Here is a 16,867-nt window from a genome sequence, read left to right as displayed (position 1 = left end):
GATGTCAGTTTGGTTAGTCATTGCTTATTCTCCTGTTAGTGGATTATAAGCAGTTACACAGTTTTTAGGAAAGGCTCGTCTCATTAGGGTATTTACTTGCTATCTCAGAGACTTCGACTCCACCTAAAAACTTAGCTGATATGGACAAGCCTATAACAGCCAAAAAATTTTTCATAATTATGTTAATTTTTGAATTTTGGAGTAATTTTCCAGTAGATAAAAATTCATTATGATTTACCTTATGATAACTCTGAAACCATTCAGTGCTTTTACTTACTAAACTAAAAGAATTCATGTTCTCAGGAAGATTATTTTTTAACCACTTATCTTGTATTATTTGGATATCCTTACTGCCATATTTACTTTCTAGAATATCTGTTTTTCTGCTATTTATAAATAGTAAGACTGCTACGTATACAGCTAAAGATGCAAGATAAAATATCCAACCTAAAATTTTACTCTTATAAATATAAATTGGGAACACACTTTGTAAAATCGATGACTCCATAACAATTACCATAATTGCATGGTAGCTTATAGACAGCATCAAAAATAACATGAGCCAAGCAATTCCTTTATGCTCAAATCTTTTAGAAAATATACAATACCTTTTAAAATATACTGTAATAGACTCAATATCATAATAGTATTTATTAACTATTTCATATACTTTTTCATCTTGATTTTGACCACCACTAGAACCCGCCATAAAAACTCCTTGTTAAATTAGTTTAGTTAATTATTAACCAACAAATGACAGTTTACAACTGGGTATTATATTTAAGCGTCAATCAATGACGTGTTAATTTATCACACTCAACAAAAAACCTCGCATCATAAGACACGAGGTTCGTTTTAAATAATCTAAATTTTTAAACCAAAATTAGGTCAATTGAGCAACGTTAATCTTATCAGCTTCTTCAGTATAATCAGTCATACGGTCAAAGTTCATGTACTGATATACTTCATCACCCATGCTGTTTAGCATACCAGCATACTGCTGATATTCGTCGTTGGTTGGCAATTTACCAAGTACCGCTGCTACGGCTGCAAGCTCTGCAGAAGCAAGGTATACGTTAGCGCCTTGACCTAGACGGTTCGGGAAGTTGCGGGTTGAGGTCGATACCGCAGTAGAGTTCGGTGCGATACGTGCTTGGTTACCCATACATAGTGAACAACCTGGCATCTCAGTACGAGCGCCGGCTTGAGCATAAATGTTGTAATAACCTTCTTCCATTAATTGACGCGCATCCATCTTAGTTGGTGGCGCAATCCATAGACGAGTCTTGAGGCTACCTGCTGGTACGTCTTGTAGCAGTTTACCGGCAGCACGGAAGTGACCGATGTTGGTCATACATGAACCAATGAATACTTCATCAATGGTATCACCAGCCACGTCAGCCAAGGTTTTTGCATCGTCTGGATCGTTCGGGCAGCAAAGGATCGGCTCTTTAATCGTGCTCATGTCGATGGTCATATCGATAGCGTATTCTGCATCTTCGTCAGCACGCATAAGGCTTGGATTAGCCAACCACTCTTGCATTTGCTCGATACGACGGCTGATAGTACGCGCATCGCCATAGCCTTCTGAGATCATCCACTTAAGCAGCGTGATGTTTGAGTTCAAGTACTCAGTCACTGACTCTTCAGATAGCGTGATAGTACAACCTGCAGCACTACGCTCAGCTGACGCATCAGATAGCTCAAACGCTTGCTCAGCCGTTAGGTCTTCTAAGCCTTCGATTTCAAGGATACGGCCGTTGAACTCGTTGATTTTGCCTTTCTTATCGACAGTTAAGTAACCTTCTTTAATCGCCTGATAAGGAATCGCATGGACTAAATCACGTAAAGTGATACCAGGCTGACGCTCGCCAACAAAGCGTACACGCACAGACTCAGGCATATCAAGTGGCATAACACCAGTCGCAGCTGCGAATGCAACTAGGCCAGAACCCGCTGGGAACGAGATACCCATTGGAAAACGAGTATGCGAGTCACCACCAGTACCAACGGTATCTGGAAGTAGCATACGGTTGAGCCATGAGTGAATGATGCCATCGCCCGGACGTAAGCTGACACCGCCGCGGTTCATGATGAAGTCAGGTAGTGTATGCTGAGTCTCAACATCAACTGGCTTTGGATAAGCAGCAGTGTGACAGAATGACTGCATCACAAGATCCGCTTGGAAGCCCAAACATGCCAAGTCTTTTAGCTCATCACGCGTCATCGGACCAGTGGTATCTTGACTACCGACTGTGGTCATTTTAGGCTCGCAATACATGCCTGGACGTACGCCTTGCAGACCACAAGCTTTACCAACCATTTTTTGTGCAAGCGTGAAGCCTTTACCCGTATCAACTGGCTCTTCTGGCTTGGCAAAAATATCTGAATGACCAAGACCCATGTACTCACGAGCACGGTTAGTCAAACCACGACCAACGATCAATGGAATACGGCCACCAGCACGAACTTCATCAAGCAATGTTGGTGAGTTTAGCTTGAACGTAGACAGTACTTCGTCAGAATCATGCTTAGTGATTTTGCCTTCATACGGATAGATGTCAAACACATCACCCATGTTTAGGTTATCAACCGCTACTTTTTCGATTGGCAATGCACCAGAATCTTCCATAGTATTGAAGAAGATAGGAGCGATGTTGTTACCTAATACCAGTCCGCCACCACGTTTGTTTGGCACGTTAGGAATGTCTTCACCCATGAGCCACAGTACTGAGTTGGTCGCAGACTTACGGCTAGAACCCGTACCAACCACGTCACCAACATAAGCCAGTGGATGGCCTTTTTCTTTTAGCGCTTCGATCTGCTTCATTGGACCGACGACGCCCTCTTCGTCAGCAGTGATGCCGTCGCGAGAGTTTTTGTGCATGGCTAATGAATGCAATGGGATATCAGGACGGCTCCACGCATCTTGCGCAGGAGACAAGTCATCAGTGTTGGTTTCGCCAGTCACTTTAAACGTCGTGTAAGTGGTCTTTTCTGGTACGGCAGCACGGTTCAAGAACCATTCAGCGTCAGCCCAAGATTGCACAACTTCTTTTGCGATGTCATTACCAGCTTCGGCTTTTTCAGTCACGTCATTGAACGCGTCAAATACGAGCAATGTCTTCTTCAATGCTTCTGCTGCGTCTTGTGCAACATCGGCGTCATCTAGTGCAGCAACCAATGGCTGCACGTTGTAGCCACCTTGCATAGTGCCTAGGATTTCGACGGCTTTTTGCTTGCTGATAAGTGGTGATGATGCTTCACCCTTAAGGATAGCAGCTAAAAATGCAGCTTTAACGTAAGCAGCTTGGTCAACGCCAGCAGGAATACGGTTTTCTAGCAGGTTCATTAAGAATGCGTCTTCGCCTGCTGGTGGGGTTTTTAATATTTCAATCAACTCTGCTACTTGTTTTTCGTTCAGTGGTAGCGGAACCGTTCCTAGCTCAGCACGTTCTTCGACATGTTTACGATAAGCTTCTAACACAATAGTCGTCCTCGTCAGTTGGGGGTATTAGCACATTACGTGGGTAGTCAGCATGACAGCCTGCGTCTATATACTAGATGGAATAATTATCCGTGCAATCATAGCTTAAAACGCTCTAAATGTTAATGGCTCAGCCTTTAAAAGGCTCAATATAGGGCCATATTGGACATTTATTATAAAAATAGTACCATCAATAATATGATTGGGCAGCCTTTCGCAACCAATATGCTGCTTGTCACTCTCGTCAAGCATAGCTCGATTCATAATCAAATTAATACATCGAGACTACTAAACATTTTTCAGGATATTATTTGATAAAATATTATCTTGCTACGATAGCTTAGAGAAAATATCAATTAAAAAAATAGCGCTTGAAAAAACAGCTTTTATTAACCATATACTAAGGCATGCCCTCATTTTAAGAATGGTGATAAAAATAAGATACATTGTAGTCAAACAAGAAAAATAGCGCAGATAATATCGAGATATTAATCAGCTGTTTGACGCTGTTTGGCAAATTTAGCTATTTTTAGCCCATTTAGATGACTGTCAATTGAATTGAGGACATGCCTTAAATAAACATTAGGGATGACGACATGGACGATAGCAATATGGAAAACCACGACATAGAAAACAATGATATGAAGAATAACGCTAATTATCAAAACGGCCTTAAGGTTCGTACTGAAGTAATGGGCGAGGTACATGTTAAACGCTCACTTGATGCGGTGACTGGATTTACCCAACCTTTGCAAGACTGGATTATTGAACATGCTTGGGGTAGCACTTGGCAAGATGATTCAGTATTACCGCGCAAATATCGCTCCTTAATCACCATCGCCTTTTTAATTGCACAAAAAAGCCCAACTGAGCTAAAAGGGCACATTCGAGGTGCGATTAATAATGGCGCAACTGTCGCTGAGATTCGAGAAGTATTGATGCACAGTTTACCTTACTGCGGTGCACCTGCCACCCAAGAGGCGTTTCGTGCCGCCATAGATATCCTGAATGAGTTGGATATTGATATTGATATTTAAAACTATGGTTGAAAGAGCAATCGTAGTAGTCTTAAAACAGTAACTTTAAACCAGTGACTTTAAAAAGGTCAGTTAGCCAATATTGATTAAAAATCGACCTCTAAATTTCTGCTATAATAGTTCAACTAATAACATATGCTAATAATTCCATAAACCCTTATACGATAAAGGGTTAAGAGATAATTTATTATGACAACTGCCGTACAAACACATGTGCCTGCTGCTAAGGTCAAACCTAGAAAAGCCATCCAAGGCGAAAAGCTACGTGGCTACGATAAAGTTGCGCGTATCCCAATTAAAGTGATTCCGACCGTCGAGGCGAAGAAAAAGCCAGATTGGATTCGGGTCAAGATGTCGTCACCTAGCGAGGTGGCGCGTATCAAAGCCACCTTGCGTGAGCAAAAGCTCTATACCGTCTGTGAAGAAGCCGCTTGCCCTAACCTGCCGCAGTGCTTCGCTGATGGTACGGCGACCTTTATGATTATGGGTGATATCTGTACCCGTCGCTGCCCGTTCTGTGACGTCGGCCATGGTCGTCCGAATGAGCTAGATGCAGATGAGCCGCGCCACACTGCCGAGACCATTTTAGGCTTGCAGCTTAAATATGCAGTAATCACCTCTGTGGATCGTGACGATTTAAAAGATGGCGGCGCGGCGCATTTCGTCGAAGTACTCAATGAATCAAGAGCGCTTAGCCCGAATTGCCTCATTGAAATATTGGTGCCAGATTTCCGTGGGCGTATGGAAGTGGCTTTAGACCTACTGACAGAAACCCCACCAGATGTCTTTAACCACAACATTGAAACGGTTCCGCGTCTGTACAAAGCCTTCCGTCCCGGTTCTGACTATCAGCATTCATTAGATTTGCTCAAGCTCTATAAAGAGCGTCGCCCTGATATCGCGACCAAGTGCGGTTTTATGGTTGGCCTTGGTGAGACGGAAGAAGAAATCTATGCACTGCTTGATGATCTAAAAGCACATAACGTCGATATGATTACGGTTGGCCAGTATCTACAACCTAGTAAAAACCACGCGCCAGTTGATCGTTATGTTCATCCAGACGAGTTCCAGCGTTATATGGACTATGGCAAAAAGATTGGCTTCTTTAACATTTGGGCAGGCCCGATGGTACGCTCAAGCTACTTTGCCGATCGTCAATACTATGGTGAAGATTGCCCAGCGCCTATCCGTAGCAAAAAAGCCTTAGAAGCCGAAGGCAAACTTGGTTGTTAAGTGTCAGGTTTTAATGAGCTAAAGCTTAAACATTAAGCGAAGCATGTAAAAAGGGTGAATAACAATTTATGTTATTCACCCTTTTTTTTAACTTTAATGAACCTGTAAAGCCTCCAAACCCAACGCTTTACACGGTTAAAGTTGGCGTTGGCTTGCCAGCTGTTTTTATATTGAATATAACAATACTAAGGACAATGACGCCGCCTAATAATCCCGTGGTAATCTCAGGATAAATCAGTAATAAAGCGCCAATAGCCAAGATAATACGCGTCACCGAATTCATAGTACCTTTAAAATACCCCTCCAGCGCCGAGCTTAAGGCAATAACACCCGTGATCGAAGTGACTACGACCGTGATGATATCGATAATAGGCGGCAATGGGAAATCTTTCGCTGTGACTGCCAGACCCGTAGGATCTATCATCAACATCGTCGGATTATAAATAAACATAAACGGCACGATAAATCCGGCAAGTGCCAGTTTGAGCGACAAGAAGCCAGTTTTCATCGGATCACCGCCGGATATGCCTGCACCGGCAAAAGCAGCCAAACACACAGGCGGCGTAATATTGGCAAAAATACCAAAGTAAAAGACGAACATATGCGCTGACAAAATCGGAATATCAAACCCTGCTAAAGCTGGTGCTGCCATCGTTGCCGTAATAATATAAGCAGGAATAGACGGCAGTCCCATGCCCAATACCATCGAGGCAAGCATCGTTAAAATAAGCGTAAAGAATAACGACCCTGCACCAAGTGTGACAATTGATGAGGTCATCACCGTTCCAAAGCTGGTCAAACTCACAACTCCGATGATGATACCGACGACCGCACAGGCAGCCATCACGGCGAGCGACTGACGAGCACCATCTTCTAGCGCACCCAAAATATCAGAAAAACCCATTCTGGTCTCTTTGCGCAGCATACTAACCACGACGGTAAAACCAATGGTATATGCCGCTGCATAGCCGACGGGCACGTTTTTGATTAATAAGAAGACCAAAAAGACAATCGGTAGCAGCATATGACCGCGTGCTTTTAAGACTTCTTTGACTGCTGGTAAGTTTTCTTTGGCAATGCCTTTTAAGTCACGACGACCAGCGCGAAAATGCACCTGCGCGATAACGCCAAGATAATATAATATCGCTGGTAATAATGCCGCTAGCGCAATCGTACTGTACGGTAACCCTGTCGTCTCTGCCATGATAAAGGCACTGGCACCCATAATCGGTGGCAATATCTGCCCACCCACAGAAGCGCTCGCCTCTACTGCACCTGCAAAGTCTTTATGATAGCCAACCTTTTTCATCAGAGGGATGGTAAAGGCACCAGTGCTGACCACGTTCGATAAAGCAGAGCCATTAATACTACCCATAAAGCCACTGGAGATGACCGCCACTTTTGCCGGACCTCCTTTTTTATGACCTGCAATGGCCAATGCCAAATCATTAAATAGCTGTCCCATTCCAGAACGTGCTAAAAATGCACCAAAAAGAATGAATAAGAAGATAAAAGTGACCGATGCACCAATCGCAACAGAATATAAACCTTCGGTTTTTAGAAATAATTGACCAAAAATATCACCCATGTCATAAGGACGAGTCAATAGTCGGTCTGGCATAAAATCCAAATGGCTAACAAATGGATAGGCCAAAAATATCCCTGCCAATATTGGCAAAATCCAACCTGTGATACGGCGACTACCTTCTAATACGCAGACCACGGTAATCAACGAGAAAATCACATCTGTCTGATTGGCCATCCCGCCACGTGAGGTCACAATATCTTGATATTCGTAGATCAAATAAGCCATCCCAGATAGGGAAAAGACAAACCAAAGCCAGTCATACCAAGCCACGCGCTGACGGCTGCTTTTTTTGCTCGCTGGAAAAATTAAGAAAATTAAGGCAAAACCAATGCCCACGTGTACAGAGCGCTGTAGCAGCGCTGGCATGGGATTAAAAGTGATATACAAATGAAACAGAGAATAAAAAATGCAAATTGCAGCGATAAAATACTTCACTGGTCCTTGAGTGATATGGCGCGTGATGGACTCTCGGTCGTACTTTTCTAATATGGCTTTATTATGGGCTTGCGCCTCAAGCTCAGCGTCGACATTAGTCTCAACGTCAGGATGAGAATGTATAGGCGAGTCGCTATCGTTATTGATATGGTTATCTGACATCGTTGTCAAATTATCGTGATCCGTCACTTGGGAGTTCATGACACAAGTCCTTGTTAAATCTATCAATGAAACCATACGCTGTCGGCATGATCGTTACTTCAGAATAGTCTGGCACCCAGCGGTGAATGCGTATCCGATAGTTACCATAGTCAATCTCACCTTTGGTAAGCCGTGAGACCACCCAATTAAGCTTGGGCAGTTTCTCATTGATTTGATAACCCAGATAGCCAGGTTTTTGTATGGGAGCAAGCGCCTCAGTAGAGGGTGTACCTGCGCCAAAAGCTTCAAAATAAGTGGTGGTCAGCAGCAGTTCAGCGTCTTCTGTACTGCTGCCGTCTATACGCTGATACTGTTCTTCCCACCATTGTTTTTCTACAGAATGTATCCAGCGCAATTGAAAGTCAGGCTCGACGAAATAGCAAACCTTGTCATTAGCACCGTCAACACCTGCGACGCGAACTTCCACCACAGGCTGACGGACAAAGAGATGCCACAGCATAAAAAAAACCAGCGCAGCAATGAGCACTGCGCCAGCTATTAACCATAATGTCTTATTTTTAGTAACCATAACTGCTTATTTAGCGGCTTGTTCATCATAGTATTTTTTGGCGCCAGGATGGATAGGTGCAACCATGCCTTCACGAGCCGTCTCTAAGCTAATATCATTGGCCGCTTGGTGTGCTGTTTTTAGGCCGTCTAAATTATCAAATAACGCTTTGGTCAACTTGTAACCATCTGCTTCAGACAACTCAGAGCTTACCAATAGAGCATTCATAATCGCTGCGGTTGGAATCGCGGCGTCATTGCCATAAGTGCCAGCAGGAATCTCAAAGGTTTTAAAGTAAGGCTTACTTGCAATGATTTCTTTTAGCTTGTCTTGATTGATGGTGATTAACTGTAAGTCCAAGCCCTGCTCTAGCTCCATCAATGAAGAGTTCGGTAGACCACTACTAAAGAAAGCTGCTTCAATTTTACCCGCTTTCATGCCATCCGCCGCTTCAGAAAAACCCAAATAATCGACAGTGATATCATCGTACGTGATACCGAAACCTTCTAATAACGTTCGAGCATTGACTTCTGTGCCAGAGCCTTGATCGCCCACAGCGATACGCTTACCACGTAAGTCTTCAATATTTTTGATGCCAGATTTTTTGGTGGTGACGATTTGCACCACATTAGGGTACAAGACCGCAATTTGTTGGATGTTGGTAATTGGCTTATCAAAGTTGTTTTTGCCTTCGACCGCGTCGGTGACCACATCACTGAGCGCCAATACCATGTCGACTTTACCTTGGGTCAATAGATTGACGTTTTCGACTGAAGCGCCGGTGGTTTGCGTCTTTGAGTTTACGCCAAAGGTTTTGACATAGACTTCTGATAATGAAGTACCAATGATGTTGTAAGGGCCAGATGCTCCGCCAGTAGCGATGGTAAGAAACTTGGTATCCAGCTTGTCGGCGGCAGTGTCAGTAGCAACGCTATCTGTTGCCGTACTGTCAGTATTTTCTGAACTTGGTGATGAGCATGCGGTTAGGCCTAAAGTGGCGCTTAGCATCGCTGATAAAAATAACGGAGATTTTAGAGAGTTGAACATTGCATTCATCCTTGAAATAATCGATTTAATACCTCTAACGGCATTACTATATAAATATTAATGCGTTACAGACCTGTAATAGTATAGCAATTCCCACCATAAATAAACCAAAGCCTTTTATGTCTCAAAACCTTGTAGATAAAGCAACTTGAGTTAAAAATAGCGATTCGGAGTATTGATATTTGTTTAGTAAAGTTCTGCTATGCGAAACAAAGTTTCATTATTCAAGCTATTTAAACAAAAATTAAGCACAGTGTAAACCTTTATCATCGTCTTAATAGCATCAAGGCTATTTATTACGGAGTCAAAAAATGCTTACCAAGAATGAATAGGGCGTGTCTTCAGTTCACTCGATAGTCATCTAAATGGGTTAAAAATGGCTAAATCTTGCCAAACATCGTCAAATAGCTAGTTAGTATCCCGATATTGTCTGCATTATTTTGCTTGTTTGACGGCAATTTATCTCATTTTTACTACCATTTTTGAAATGAAGACACGCTTTAAACTATATTTCTGCATTTATTTTGTGTCTGTAATAGATAGTCTCTTAGGATTAACTGTACCTTAGAAAAACATTCTAAATAACTGAAAATCAACGAATAATAATACTACCCTTATCGAAAGCGGCTACACTAGCAAGCTAGGATATGGTCAATACCATATAAGTTATATACGCTGTCAGGCTCGATTAATCTACTATTGCGAGTACTTTCACTCGTCTTAATAGTCTCCAAGTTATATAGAACTGACTATCGTGCTATATTTTGAAACCATAGTTTAGAATCGAAAATAATGATCTCTCTTATAAAAAAAGGATTGACCGATGAGCACCGAATTTACGCCGCAAGAAGGCTCTTGCTCTTGTTATAGCAACACTTATACGATTAACCATACTCCGATAGCTCGCTTTATTTGTCACTGCACTATCTGTCAGGACTATACGGGTAAGGCTTATAACGATGTCACGGTTTTGTTTAAGTCAGATCTCAGCGAAATGGACATCAATAAAACGCGTTTTCGTCGTTGGAAAATGCCACCGAATATCAGCCGTGGACTGTGTAAGCGCTGTCATAAGCCCAGTATAGAGATGGCTGTGGGCGGTGCTCTGGTCTTCATTCCTACCGATAACTATCCTAATGCAGCCGCTCTACCTGAACCGACGATGCATCTGTTTTACAATCGCCGTGTTAAAGATGTGGACGACAATCTGCCTAAATATAACGGTGTTGTGCAAAGTCAGACAATGGCGGTTAAGGAGCTGGCTCAAGGAATGTATAAGAGAGTCACTAAGCGCTAGCAGTATCCGTTCAAAAGACTAGTTATCTTCCTTATTAAGTTTTTTTAGTTAAATACCTATTGTCAAACATCTGGAAACGTCCTATGACTTTAAAAGAAGAAGACACTGTAAAACACTCTGCTGACATCGCTATCATTGGCGGTAGCGGTCTGTATCAAATGGCAGACTTGACTAACCAGCGTAGCGTCAGCATCTCAACACCTTATGGCAAGCCGTCCGATGATATTATCTTAGGGGAATTGAATGGTGTGACCGTTGCTTTTTTGACCCGTCATGGTCAAGGGCATAAATTTACACCTTCTAAAGTACCTTATCGCGCCAATATTTATGCGCTAAAAACTCTAGGCGTGCGCTATATCATTTCAGTATCAGCGGTGGGTTCATTGCAAGAAGAGCTTAAACCGTTAGACATGGTCGTCCCTGATCAAATGATCGACATGACTAAACATCGTGCCAGCACATTTTTTGGTAAAGGTGCAGTTGCGCATGTCTCGATGGCGGATCCTTTATGCCCGAAAGTCGCTGATATTCTGAATCGCGCTTACACTCAAGCGAATATCAATGAAGGGCAATGTCATGCACAAGCGACTTATGTGTGTATCGAAGGCCCGCAATTCTCGACTCGTGCAGAGTCACACTGGTATCGCCAAATGAACGCTGACATCATCGGCATGACGAATATGCCAGAAGCCAAGCTGGCGCGGGAAGCTAGCATCGCTTACGCAACTTTAGCTTTGGTCACAGATTTTGATAGCTGGCATCCTACTAAAGAAGACGTCAGCGCCGATTATGCGATTCAAAACCTCATGAAAAATGCCGATAATGCTCAATCAGTCATTAAAGAAGCGGTTGCTTTGTTAGCCGTTGAACAACCTAAATCAATTGCTCATCATGCGCTTGCTCAAGCGTTAGTGACACCTATTGAAGCGATGAGTATTGAGATTAAAACTAAACTTGCAGCGCTGTTGCCCGAGTAAAATTAAAGGTAATATCAAAAATAATATAAAAAGTAGTATTAATTCTATTCGCATAAAAAAGCCATCAAACTGTTTGATGGCTTTTTTGGTTTAAGCAAGAGAAGGAAAAATAAGTCAAAAATTAGCAATTTCGTCACCATCAAGCCAGCCTTTAGGCAAATACTGCAAATCTTCAGGCTCATCAATATCAGGCAAAGAGTCTAAAAAGGCCAATGACCAGTTTAATTCTGCCAAGCGCTGTTGAGTAATCTTTGCTACGCTCGGCGTGCTCCATTGGATATCATTAAATAAACGAGCAGCAACTTGTTTAAAGCCAAACAGCACATAACCGCCATCAAAGGCTGGTATCATCACGCTATCCTGAGTGTCTAATCGCTGTGCAGCCCGTTGAATGATGATAGAACTAAGGCTAGGACAATCTGTGCCTATCAAAATCACTTGCTTAAAACGCGCTAATGCTTGTTGACTCGCCGTGAACATACGCAAACCCAAATCACCATCTGCTTGCTCTGACCATCGCAGCGAGTCAGGCAAACCAAGCGTTTGCCAGCATGGATCGCTTGGCGCAGGGCTGACACACAGCTCAATGCTAAAGCCCGTAGCCACAGCTTGCTCGATACTATGTAAAAGTAATTGCCGTGCCATTCTCGCTGCACCATCAATGCCAAGCGCAGGTTGCAAACGGGTCTTTGCCATGCCCTGTGCAGGGAATTTTGCAAAAATAATAATGCAGGTTTTTTGATTTTGAGTCATATTGAAATTTTTCTATTATTTATAATAACGCGCGTTAATGTTATCAGCCGACACGCCACGCCAATAATCAAAACGTAACTGCCACATTAAGACAATCGTCCGCCATGTGCCATACTGCTGCCAACGTCTTGCTGATGTGATGACTTTATTTTTCAGACAAGCAGGTTTAGCAATACCTTTTAGTTGCTTGCATAATTCAACATCTTCCATCAACGCTTGATTAGGATAGCCGCCCATTTGCGCAAATAAAGATTGACTGATAAAAATAGCTTGGTCGCCTGTAGCGATATGAGTTAAACGTGAGCGCCAATTAATCATGGCACTGACCACCCAAAGCATCGGCTGACGACTATTTAGCTGCACATCAAAACGTCCCCAGTTTGCTAGTGTCATCGCCCTAGAAATACTATCGATAGCGTCAATTGGCAACCGCGTATCGGCATGTAAAAATAGCAAAACATCGCCAGTGGCTAATGCTGCACCCGCATTCATTTGCCGCGCACGCCCTGCTTTGGACGTAATAACTTGCCAATCAATTTTACACTCACTGCCAAGCACTAACTCATTAATAAAACTTCGAACGATGCCAATAGAATCATCGTTTGAGCCCCCATCGACCAAGATAACTTGCTGTGGCATTGGCTTTAGACTGTTAATATTGGCAAACAAATGAGGCAAATTATTCGCCTCATTTATTACTGGAATAATAATAGAAACCGTAGCTATAGCGGTCATAATTGGCAGTGCTCGCTGTTATGTTTTATCAGTATTATTTCTTATTCAGATTCCAATTATAGCTAGTATAGTCGATCTTAGTTTTGCCACTTTTTAAATCAGCGCTTTGCGATTTATTAAGCCCTAAAGATGAGCTATAACGAGCTAAGAATCCTTCCAAATCTTTGGTACCGCGCCAATTCGACTCAAAGTCTTCTTTATACCATTTAAAAATGGGAGAAACCTCAAGCGTGCCGCCTTTAAGACGGTTACGACTACTATCTGCGAGGAATTTACTTGTGACTTGCTCTAATTGCTTATCCAGTTTGCTACCGGTAAAAGCATCATTTAATAGCGCAGGACAGCCGATGCTAGCACAATTCACCGCAAAGTGAATGCGCGGTTCATTATAGCGTTTAGAGCCACGGATTAGATTGTGCTCGATGTCATCAAGTGAACGCTTTTTGCCTAATAGCGTGACAAAATCTTGTTTCCATGGCGAGCCAAATATCCCACCGATATCTTTGATCGATTTGAGATTCGGATACTTAGTCAGTATCAACTCTACCGTGCCAGCATTGTAGACGTTAATCAAAAATGCCAACTGCTCATCTTTGCTCCAACCATTGAACTCTGATTGACTGACTTTGCTAGTTGCTGCCATGTAGCTATCAAGCTTGCTTTGATCCGCTTTCATACCGTTATAATTAACGACCGAGGCTTTACCACCATTGGTCATAGTGACATTTTTACTCAGCAAGCTATCCCAAGTACTATGATTAAAATCAGCATAACTTGCCATACTAGCCAATAGCACAGAAGTAGCTACTGCTGTCTTAATCAGTAAACGCTTGCTTGAAAAACTACCTGTACTCTTACTTATGTTATTAAAGATGTTCATAATTAACTCCGTTTAGATCGAGGATGTTTTTGCTATTGTCTGCCCTGCTGTCTCTTCTTCCAGCGCGCCACCGCAGCTACTTCCCTGTCCTGCTGTACAGCCATAGCAGTGATCTGCAATCGCAATATCATCGCCAGTAGGATTTTGCGTTAATAAATCGCTCAGATGCCGACGGGACTTGTTGGGTACTGGAATCTCTAACTGCTGGTTAAAGTCACAATCAAATAACTCTCCCAGCCAATTGACACTGATCGTCGAGCGGCACATGACTTCGGCTAAATTGCCAGCCACGTAATTGGCCTTAAGCAAGTCCATATAGGGATGGAATTGGTTTTTGGCCAATAGCACCGCACCAAAGCGCTGAATCGGCATATTGGTCAAAGCAAATAACTGATGAAATTCGATATCGAAATGTTCTTTTAGCTCACGTTTATAGTCCGCCTCTAGCTGTTGCTGATTGGGCGGTAGCGTGGCGCCTTGCGGGTTATAAACGAGGTTCAGCGTTAAGTTTGAGCCAGCTTTGCCATAACCTAAGGCATTGAGCTTATGCAGTCCCAATATACTGTCGTCAAACGCACCCTTGCCGCGCTGCTTATCGACGTTTTCTAATGAATAACAAGGCATTGATGCCACCACGTCGACTTCATTGTCTGCCAAAAACTGCGCCATATCCTCATAGCCTTCTGCCATCAGAATTGTTAAATTACAGCGATCAATCACTTTGACACCCAAAGCGCGCGCGGCGGTAACCAGATACTTAAAGTCTTCATGCATCTCAGGCGCGCCACCGGTTAAATCAAGCGTATCCATATCTTGTACTTTTAGTACGTCCAGTATCAGCTCGACCAGCTCACGCGACATCATCTCCGTACGATAAGGACTGGCTGCCACGTGGCAATGTACGCAGGACATATTGCACAAATAGCCCATGTTCACTTGTAGCGTAGTTAACTCACGACGTTTGATGGCTGGAAAGTCAGTAAATTCGAGTAGTTCAATGGTAGATTTCATAAAATTATAGAATCCGTGTTGTGATATTTACTCAACTGCTTAGGGTCTGTTTACTATTCTTCTAATCGATTTGCAGTTAAGATCAAGTTTATCTAATCAATGATACCCTATTATGTCACTAGCATTTTTAATCATTGTGTATTCAATAAATATATTCAATCTTTATAAGCTATCGAAAATATGTTGAGAGAATAGCTCGCAGTATTAGTGCCAGTCATAGTTGAATTCAAATTATTACGATACAAGGAAGCTGGGTGTAAGCGATACATGAGCACGCTTAGCGAGGATAACGGTGTGGCGGATTTATATGGATTTGACTATAGCTTAATTTGCATTGACGAAACGCTTATCAATATAGCGTTTAAGATACCAAACCCAGCGACCTTGCAAACTCACACTGCCCCAACTGGCAATGGCATACTTATCGCCACAAGATAATAAATACAAAGTGCGATTTTTGGGCTGATAGCTTTGTAAGGGTTTATTTTGATCTACCATAAAAGTTAATAAATTATCTGCTGCGACTGCACCGCCATGTACGGCATGAACCCCTGAGTGCGCGACATCTTTATCCACGCGCGTTGCCACATCACCGACGGCGAATACATTATTATGAGAGACACTTTGCTGCAGCGCATTTACTGCGATAAAGCCGTTGTCAACTGTGGCAATATCCGTACTGGCTGTCCACGCTGCACCAGTCACGCCAGTGGCAGCGATAACCGCATCCATTAAAAAGGATTGCTGCAATGACGCTCTCTCAGTAATCAATGTCCCATTCTGATAGGCGATGGCGCGCTCGTAGATAACTTCAATACTCAGACGATTAAGCTGCTTGATAACACGATGTCTAAACTTTTGATTAAAACCAGCCAATAGCACATCACCGCAGATTAAAAACACTTGATGATTCGGGTGAATATGCTGCAAGGCGACTTGGGCAGCCATAACCAGCTCGATTGCCGCTGCGCCAGCCCCGATAATAGCCAATTGATAATGTGCTGAGCGCTGAGCGGTAGCAAGCACTTGCGACCACTGATTCACAAAGCTATGTAACGGACGAATCGCAATGACACTATTAGTGTCAGCACTATTAGTGTCAGCATTATTAGTGTCAGCATTATTAGTGTCAGCATTATTTAACCAGTGCATATCCGTATCCGCGCCAGTGTTTAACGACACTACCTCATAGCTATGATCATAGTCGTCAGCGGTCATGACTCGCTGTGATTTGGCGTCTATCTTTACGATTGGCTGCTGAATGAAATGCACGCCAGCCTGCTTGCATTGTGCCGCAATATCTATACGGATATCATCTAGTATATAGTGCCCCGCCATCCAGCCAGGCAACATACCTGAATAGATCGACTGCGGTTGCTCGCTGATTAATGTGATATCCGCATTTATTAGAGGCGTCCCACGGAGTCGACGCAACAGACCAATATGCGCATGACCAGCACCTACCAAGAGCAACTTTTTTAAGGGCATTATTTTTATAGGTATATTTTTTATGGGCATTTTATCGCTCAATGTTTTTGATACTTTTAAATAGTTTTGACTGGTTTACTAGGGTGTACCAACGCTGGAAACTTAGGAAAGATAAAAACGCTATCGAAATTAAAACATAAGTTAAAAGCATTTAAAGCAAGACTATTGTACGATAACGACGCCGCAGTAA

General features: G+C 42.8%; 14 protein-coding genes. 4 read left to right on the top strand and 10 right to left on the bottom strand.

Annotated elements, in window-relative coordinates; genetic code table 11:
- Positions 1-64: 64 nt before the first annotated feature.
- A complete protein-coding gene (locus AAEY80_RS09685) occupies positions 65-709 on the bottom strand; it encodes a hypothetical protein (protein WP_350588253.1) in 645 nt (214 codons plus the stop codon).
- A 174-nt stretch (positions 710-883) separates the two neighbouring features.
- Positions 884-3,487 (bottom strand): bifunctional aconitate hydratase 2/2-methylisocitrate dehydratase, encoded by a 2,604-nt coding sequence (gene acnB, locus AAEY80_RS09680; protein ID WP_350588251.1) that lies wholly within the window; start codon positions 3,485-3,487, stop codon positions 884-886.
- Between the two features lie 641 nt (positions 3,488-4,128).
- On the opposite strand from acnB, the gene AAEY80_RS09675 reads away from it, so the two are divergent.
- Positions 4,129-4,524, top strand: coding sequence for a carboxymuconolactone decarboxylase family protein (locus AAEY80_RS09675; protein WP_350588254.1), 396 nt, complete (start codon positions 4,129-4,131; stop codon positions 4,522-4,524).
- Positions 4,525-4,713: 189 nt separating this feature from the next.
- On the top strand, positions 4,714-5,757 hold the full coding sequence (lipA, locus tag AAEY80_RS09670; protein ID WP_101211507.1) for a lipoyl synthase: 1,044 nt from the start codon (positions 4,714-4,716) through the stop codon (positions 5,755-5,757).
- 127 nt (positions 5,758-5,884) lie between these two features.
- Here lipA and AAEY80_RS09665 read toward each other — a convergent pair whose 3' ends face one another.
- From AAEY80_RS09665 to AAEY80_RS09655, 3 genes are read right to left on the bottom strand one after another with little or no spacing between them, the layout of a single operon-like run.
- On the bottom strand, positions 5,885-7,942 hold the full coding sequence (locus AAEY80_RS09665; protein WP_502945553.1) for a TRAP transporter permease: 2,058 nt from the start codon (positions 7,940-7,942) through the stop codon (positions 5,885-5,887).
- Positions 7,943-7,952: 10 nt separating this feature from the next.
- Positions 7,953-8,510 (bottom strand): DUF1850 domain-containing protein, encoded by a 558-nt coding sequence (locus AAEY80_RS09660; RefSeq protein WP_025650976.1) that lies wholly within the window; start codon positions 8,508-8,510, stop codon positions 7,953-7,955.
- A gap of 6 nt (positions 8,511-8,516) precedes the next feature.
- Positions 8,517-9,536, bottom strand: coding sequence for a TAXI family TRAP transporter solute-binding subunit (locus AAEY80_RS09655; protein ID WP_350588249.1), 1,020 nt, complete (start codon positions 9,534-9,536; stop codon positions 8,517-8,519).
- An 823-nt stretch (positions 9,537-10,359) separates the two neighbouring features.
- Between AAEY80_RS09655 and AAEY80_RS09650 the strand changes: the two genes are divergently transcribed.
- Both AAEY80_RS09650 and mtnP read left to right on the top strand, forming a co-directional pair.
- Complete coding sequence (locus tag AAEY80_RS09650) at positions 10,360-10,833, top strand: GFA family protein (protein ID WP_101211505.1); 474 nt, start codon at positions 10,360-10,362, stop codon at positions 10,831-10,833.
- A gap of 83 nt (positions 10,834-10,916) precedes the next feature.
- Entirely contained in the window at positions 10,917-11,810 is an 894-nt protein-coding gene (gene mtnP / locus AAEY80_RS09645) for an S-methyl-5'-thioadenosine phosphorylase (protein WP_350588248.1), read from the top strand.
- 114 nt (positions 11,811-11,924) lie between these two features.
- On the opposite strand, the gene AAEY80_RS09640 is transcribed toward mtnP, so the two are convergent.
- From AAEY80_RS09640 to AAEY80_RS09620, 5 genes are all read right to left on the bottom strand, one after another.
- Entirely contained in the window at positions 11,925-12,563 is a 639-nt protein-coding gene (locus AAEY80_RS09640) for a TIGR04282 family arsenosugar biosynthesis glycosyltransferase (RefSeq protein WP_201616873.1), read from the bottom strand.
- A gap of 15 nt (positions 12,564-12,578) precedes the next feature.
- Complete coding sequence (locus tag AAEY80_RS09635; protein ID WP_025650972.1) at positions 12,579-13,298, bottom strand: TIGR04283 family arsenosugar biosynthesis glycosyltransferase; 720 nt, start codon at positions 13,296-13,298, stop codon at positions 12,579-12,581.
- A gap of 34 nt (positions 13,299-13,332) precedes the next feature.
- Positions 13,333-14,178, bottom strand: a complete 846-nt coding sequence (locus tag AAEY80_RS09630; protein WP_201566621.1) for a DUF547 domain-containing protein — start codon at positions 14,176-14,178, stop codon at positions 13,333-13,335.
- 12 nt (positions 14,179-14,190) lie between these two features.
- Entirely contained in the window at positions 14,191-15,189 is a 999-nt protein-coding gene (gene arsS / locus AAEY80_RS09625; RefSeq protein WP_201566623.1) for an arsenosugar biosynthesis radical SAM (seleno)protein ArsS, read from the bottom strand.
- Positions 15,190-15,513: 324 nt separating this feature from the next.
- Positions 15,514-16,707 carry an FAD-dependent oxidoreductase gene (locus AAEY80_RS09620; protein WP_350588247.1) on the bottom strand — a complete coding sequence of 398 codons (1,194 nt, stop codon included), beginning with the start codon at positions 16,705-16,707 and terminating at the stop codon, positions 15,514-15,516.
- Between the last annotated feature and the right edge of the window lie 160 nt (positions 16,708-16,867).

Source organism: Psychrobacter sp. 78a-MNA-CIBAN-0178 (assembly GCF_040309625.1).
Lineage (GTDB): Bacteria > Pseudomonadota > Gammaproteobacteria > Pseudomonadales > Moraxellaceae > Psychrobacter > Psychrobacter okhotskensis.
The sequence above is the reverse complement of the archived record's forward strand: the minus strand, read 5'-3'. Positions and strand labels throughout refer to the sequence as shown.

Excerpts from the sequence above, each read along its gene's own strand:
- AAEY80_RS09685 (WP_350588253.1), bottom strand. The coding sequence starts at position 709 with ATGGCGGGTTCTAGTGGTGGTCAAAATCAAGATGAAAAAGTATATGAA.
- AAEY80_RS09675 (WP_350588254.1), top strand. The coding sequence starts at position 4,129 with ATGAAGAATAACGCTAATTATCAAAACGGCCTTAAGGTTCGTACTGAA.
- lipA (WP_101211507.1), top strand. The coding sequence starts at position 4,714 with ATGACAACTGCCGTACAAACACATGTGCCTGCTGCTAAGGTCAAACCT.
- AAEY80_RS09665 (WP_502945553.1), bottom strand. The coding sequence starts at position 7,942 with ATGTCAGATAACCATATCAATAACGATAGCGACTCGCCTATACATTCT.
- AAEY80_RS09660 (WP_025650976.1), bottom strand. The coding sequence starts at position 8,510 with ATGGTTACTAAAAATAAGACATTATGGTTAATAGCTGGCGCAGTGCTC.
- AAEY80_RS09655 (WP_350588249.1), bottom strand. The coding sequence starts at position 9,536 with ATGTTCAACTCTCTAAAATCTCCGTTATTTTTATCAGCGATGCTAAGC.
- AAEY80_RS09650 (WP_101211505.1), top strand. The coding sequence starts at position 10,360 with ATGAGCACCGAATTTACGCCGCAAGAAGGCTCTTGCTCTTGTTATAGC.
- mtnP (WP_350588248.1), top strand. The coding sequence starts at position 10,917 with ATGACTTTAAAAGAAGAAGACACTGTAAAACACTCTGCTGACATCGCT.
- AAEY80_RS09640 (WP_201616873.1), bottom strand. The coding sequence starts at position 12,563 with ATGACTCAAAATCAAAAAACCTGCATTATTATTTTTGCAAAATTCCCT.
- AAEY80_RS09635 (WP_025650972.1), bottom strand. The coding sequence starts at position 13,298 with ATGACCGCTATAGCTACGGTTTCTATTATTATTCCAGTAATAAATGAG.
- AAEY80_RS09630 (WP_201566621.1), bottom strand. The coding sequence starts at position 14,178 with ATGAACATCTTTAATAACATAAGTAAGAGTACAGGTAGTTTTTCAAGC.
- arsS (WP_201566623.1), bottom strand. The coding sequence starts at position 15,189 with ATGAAATCTACCATTGAACTACTCGAATTTACTGACTTTCCAGCCATC.
- AAEY80_RS09620 (WP_350588247.1), bottom strand. The coding sequence starts at position 16,707 with ATGCCCATAAAAAATATACCTATAAAAATAATGCCCTTAAAAAAGTTG.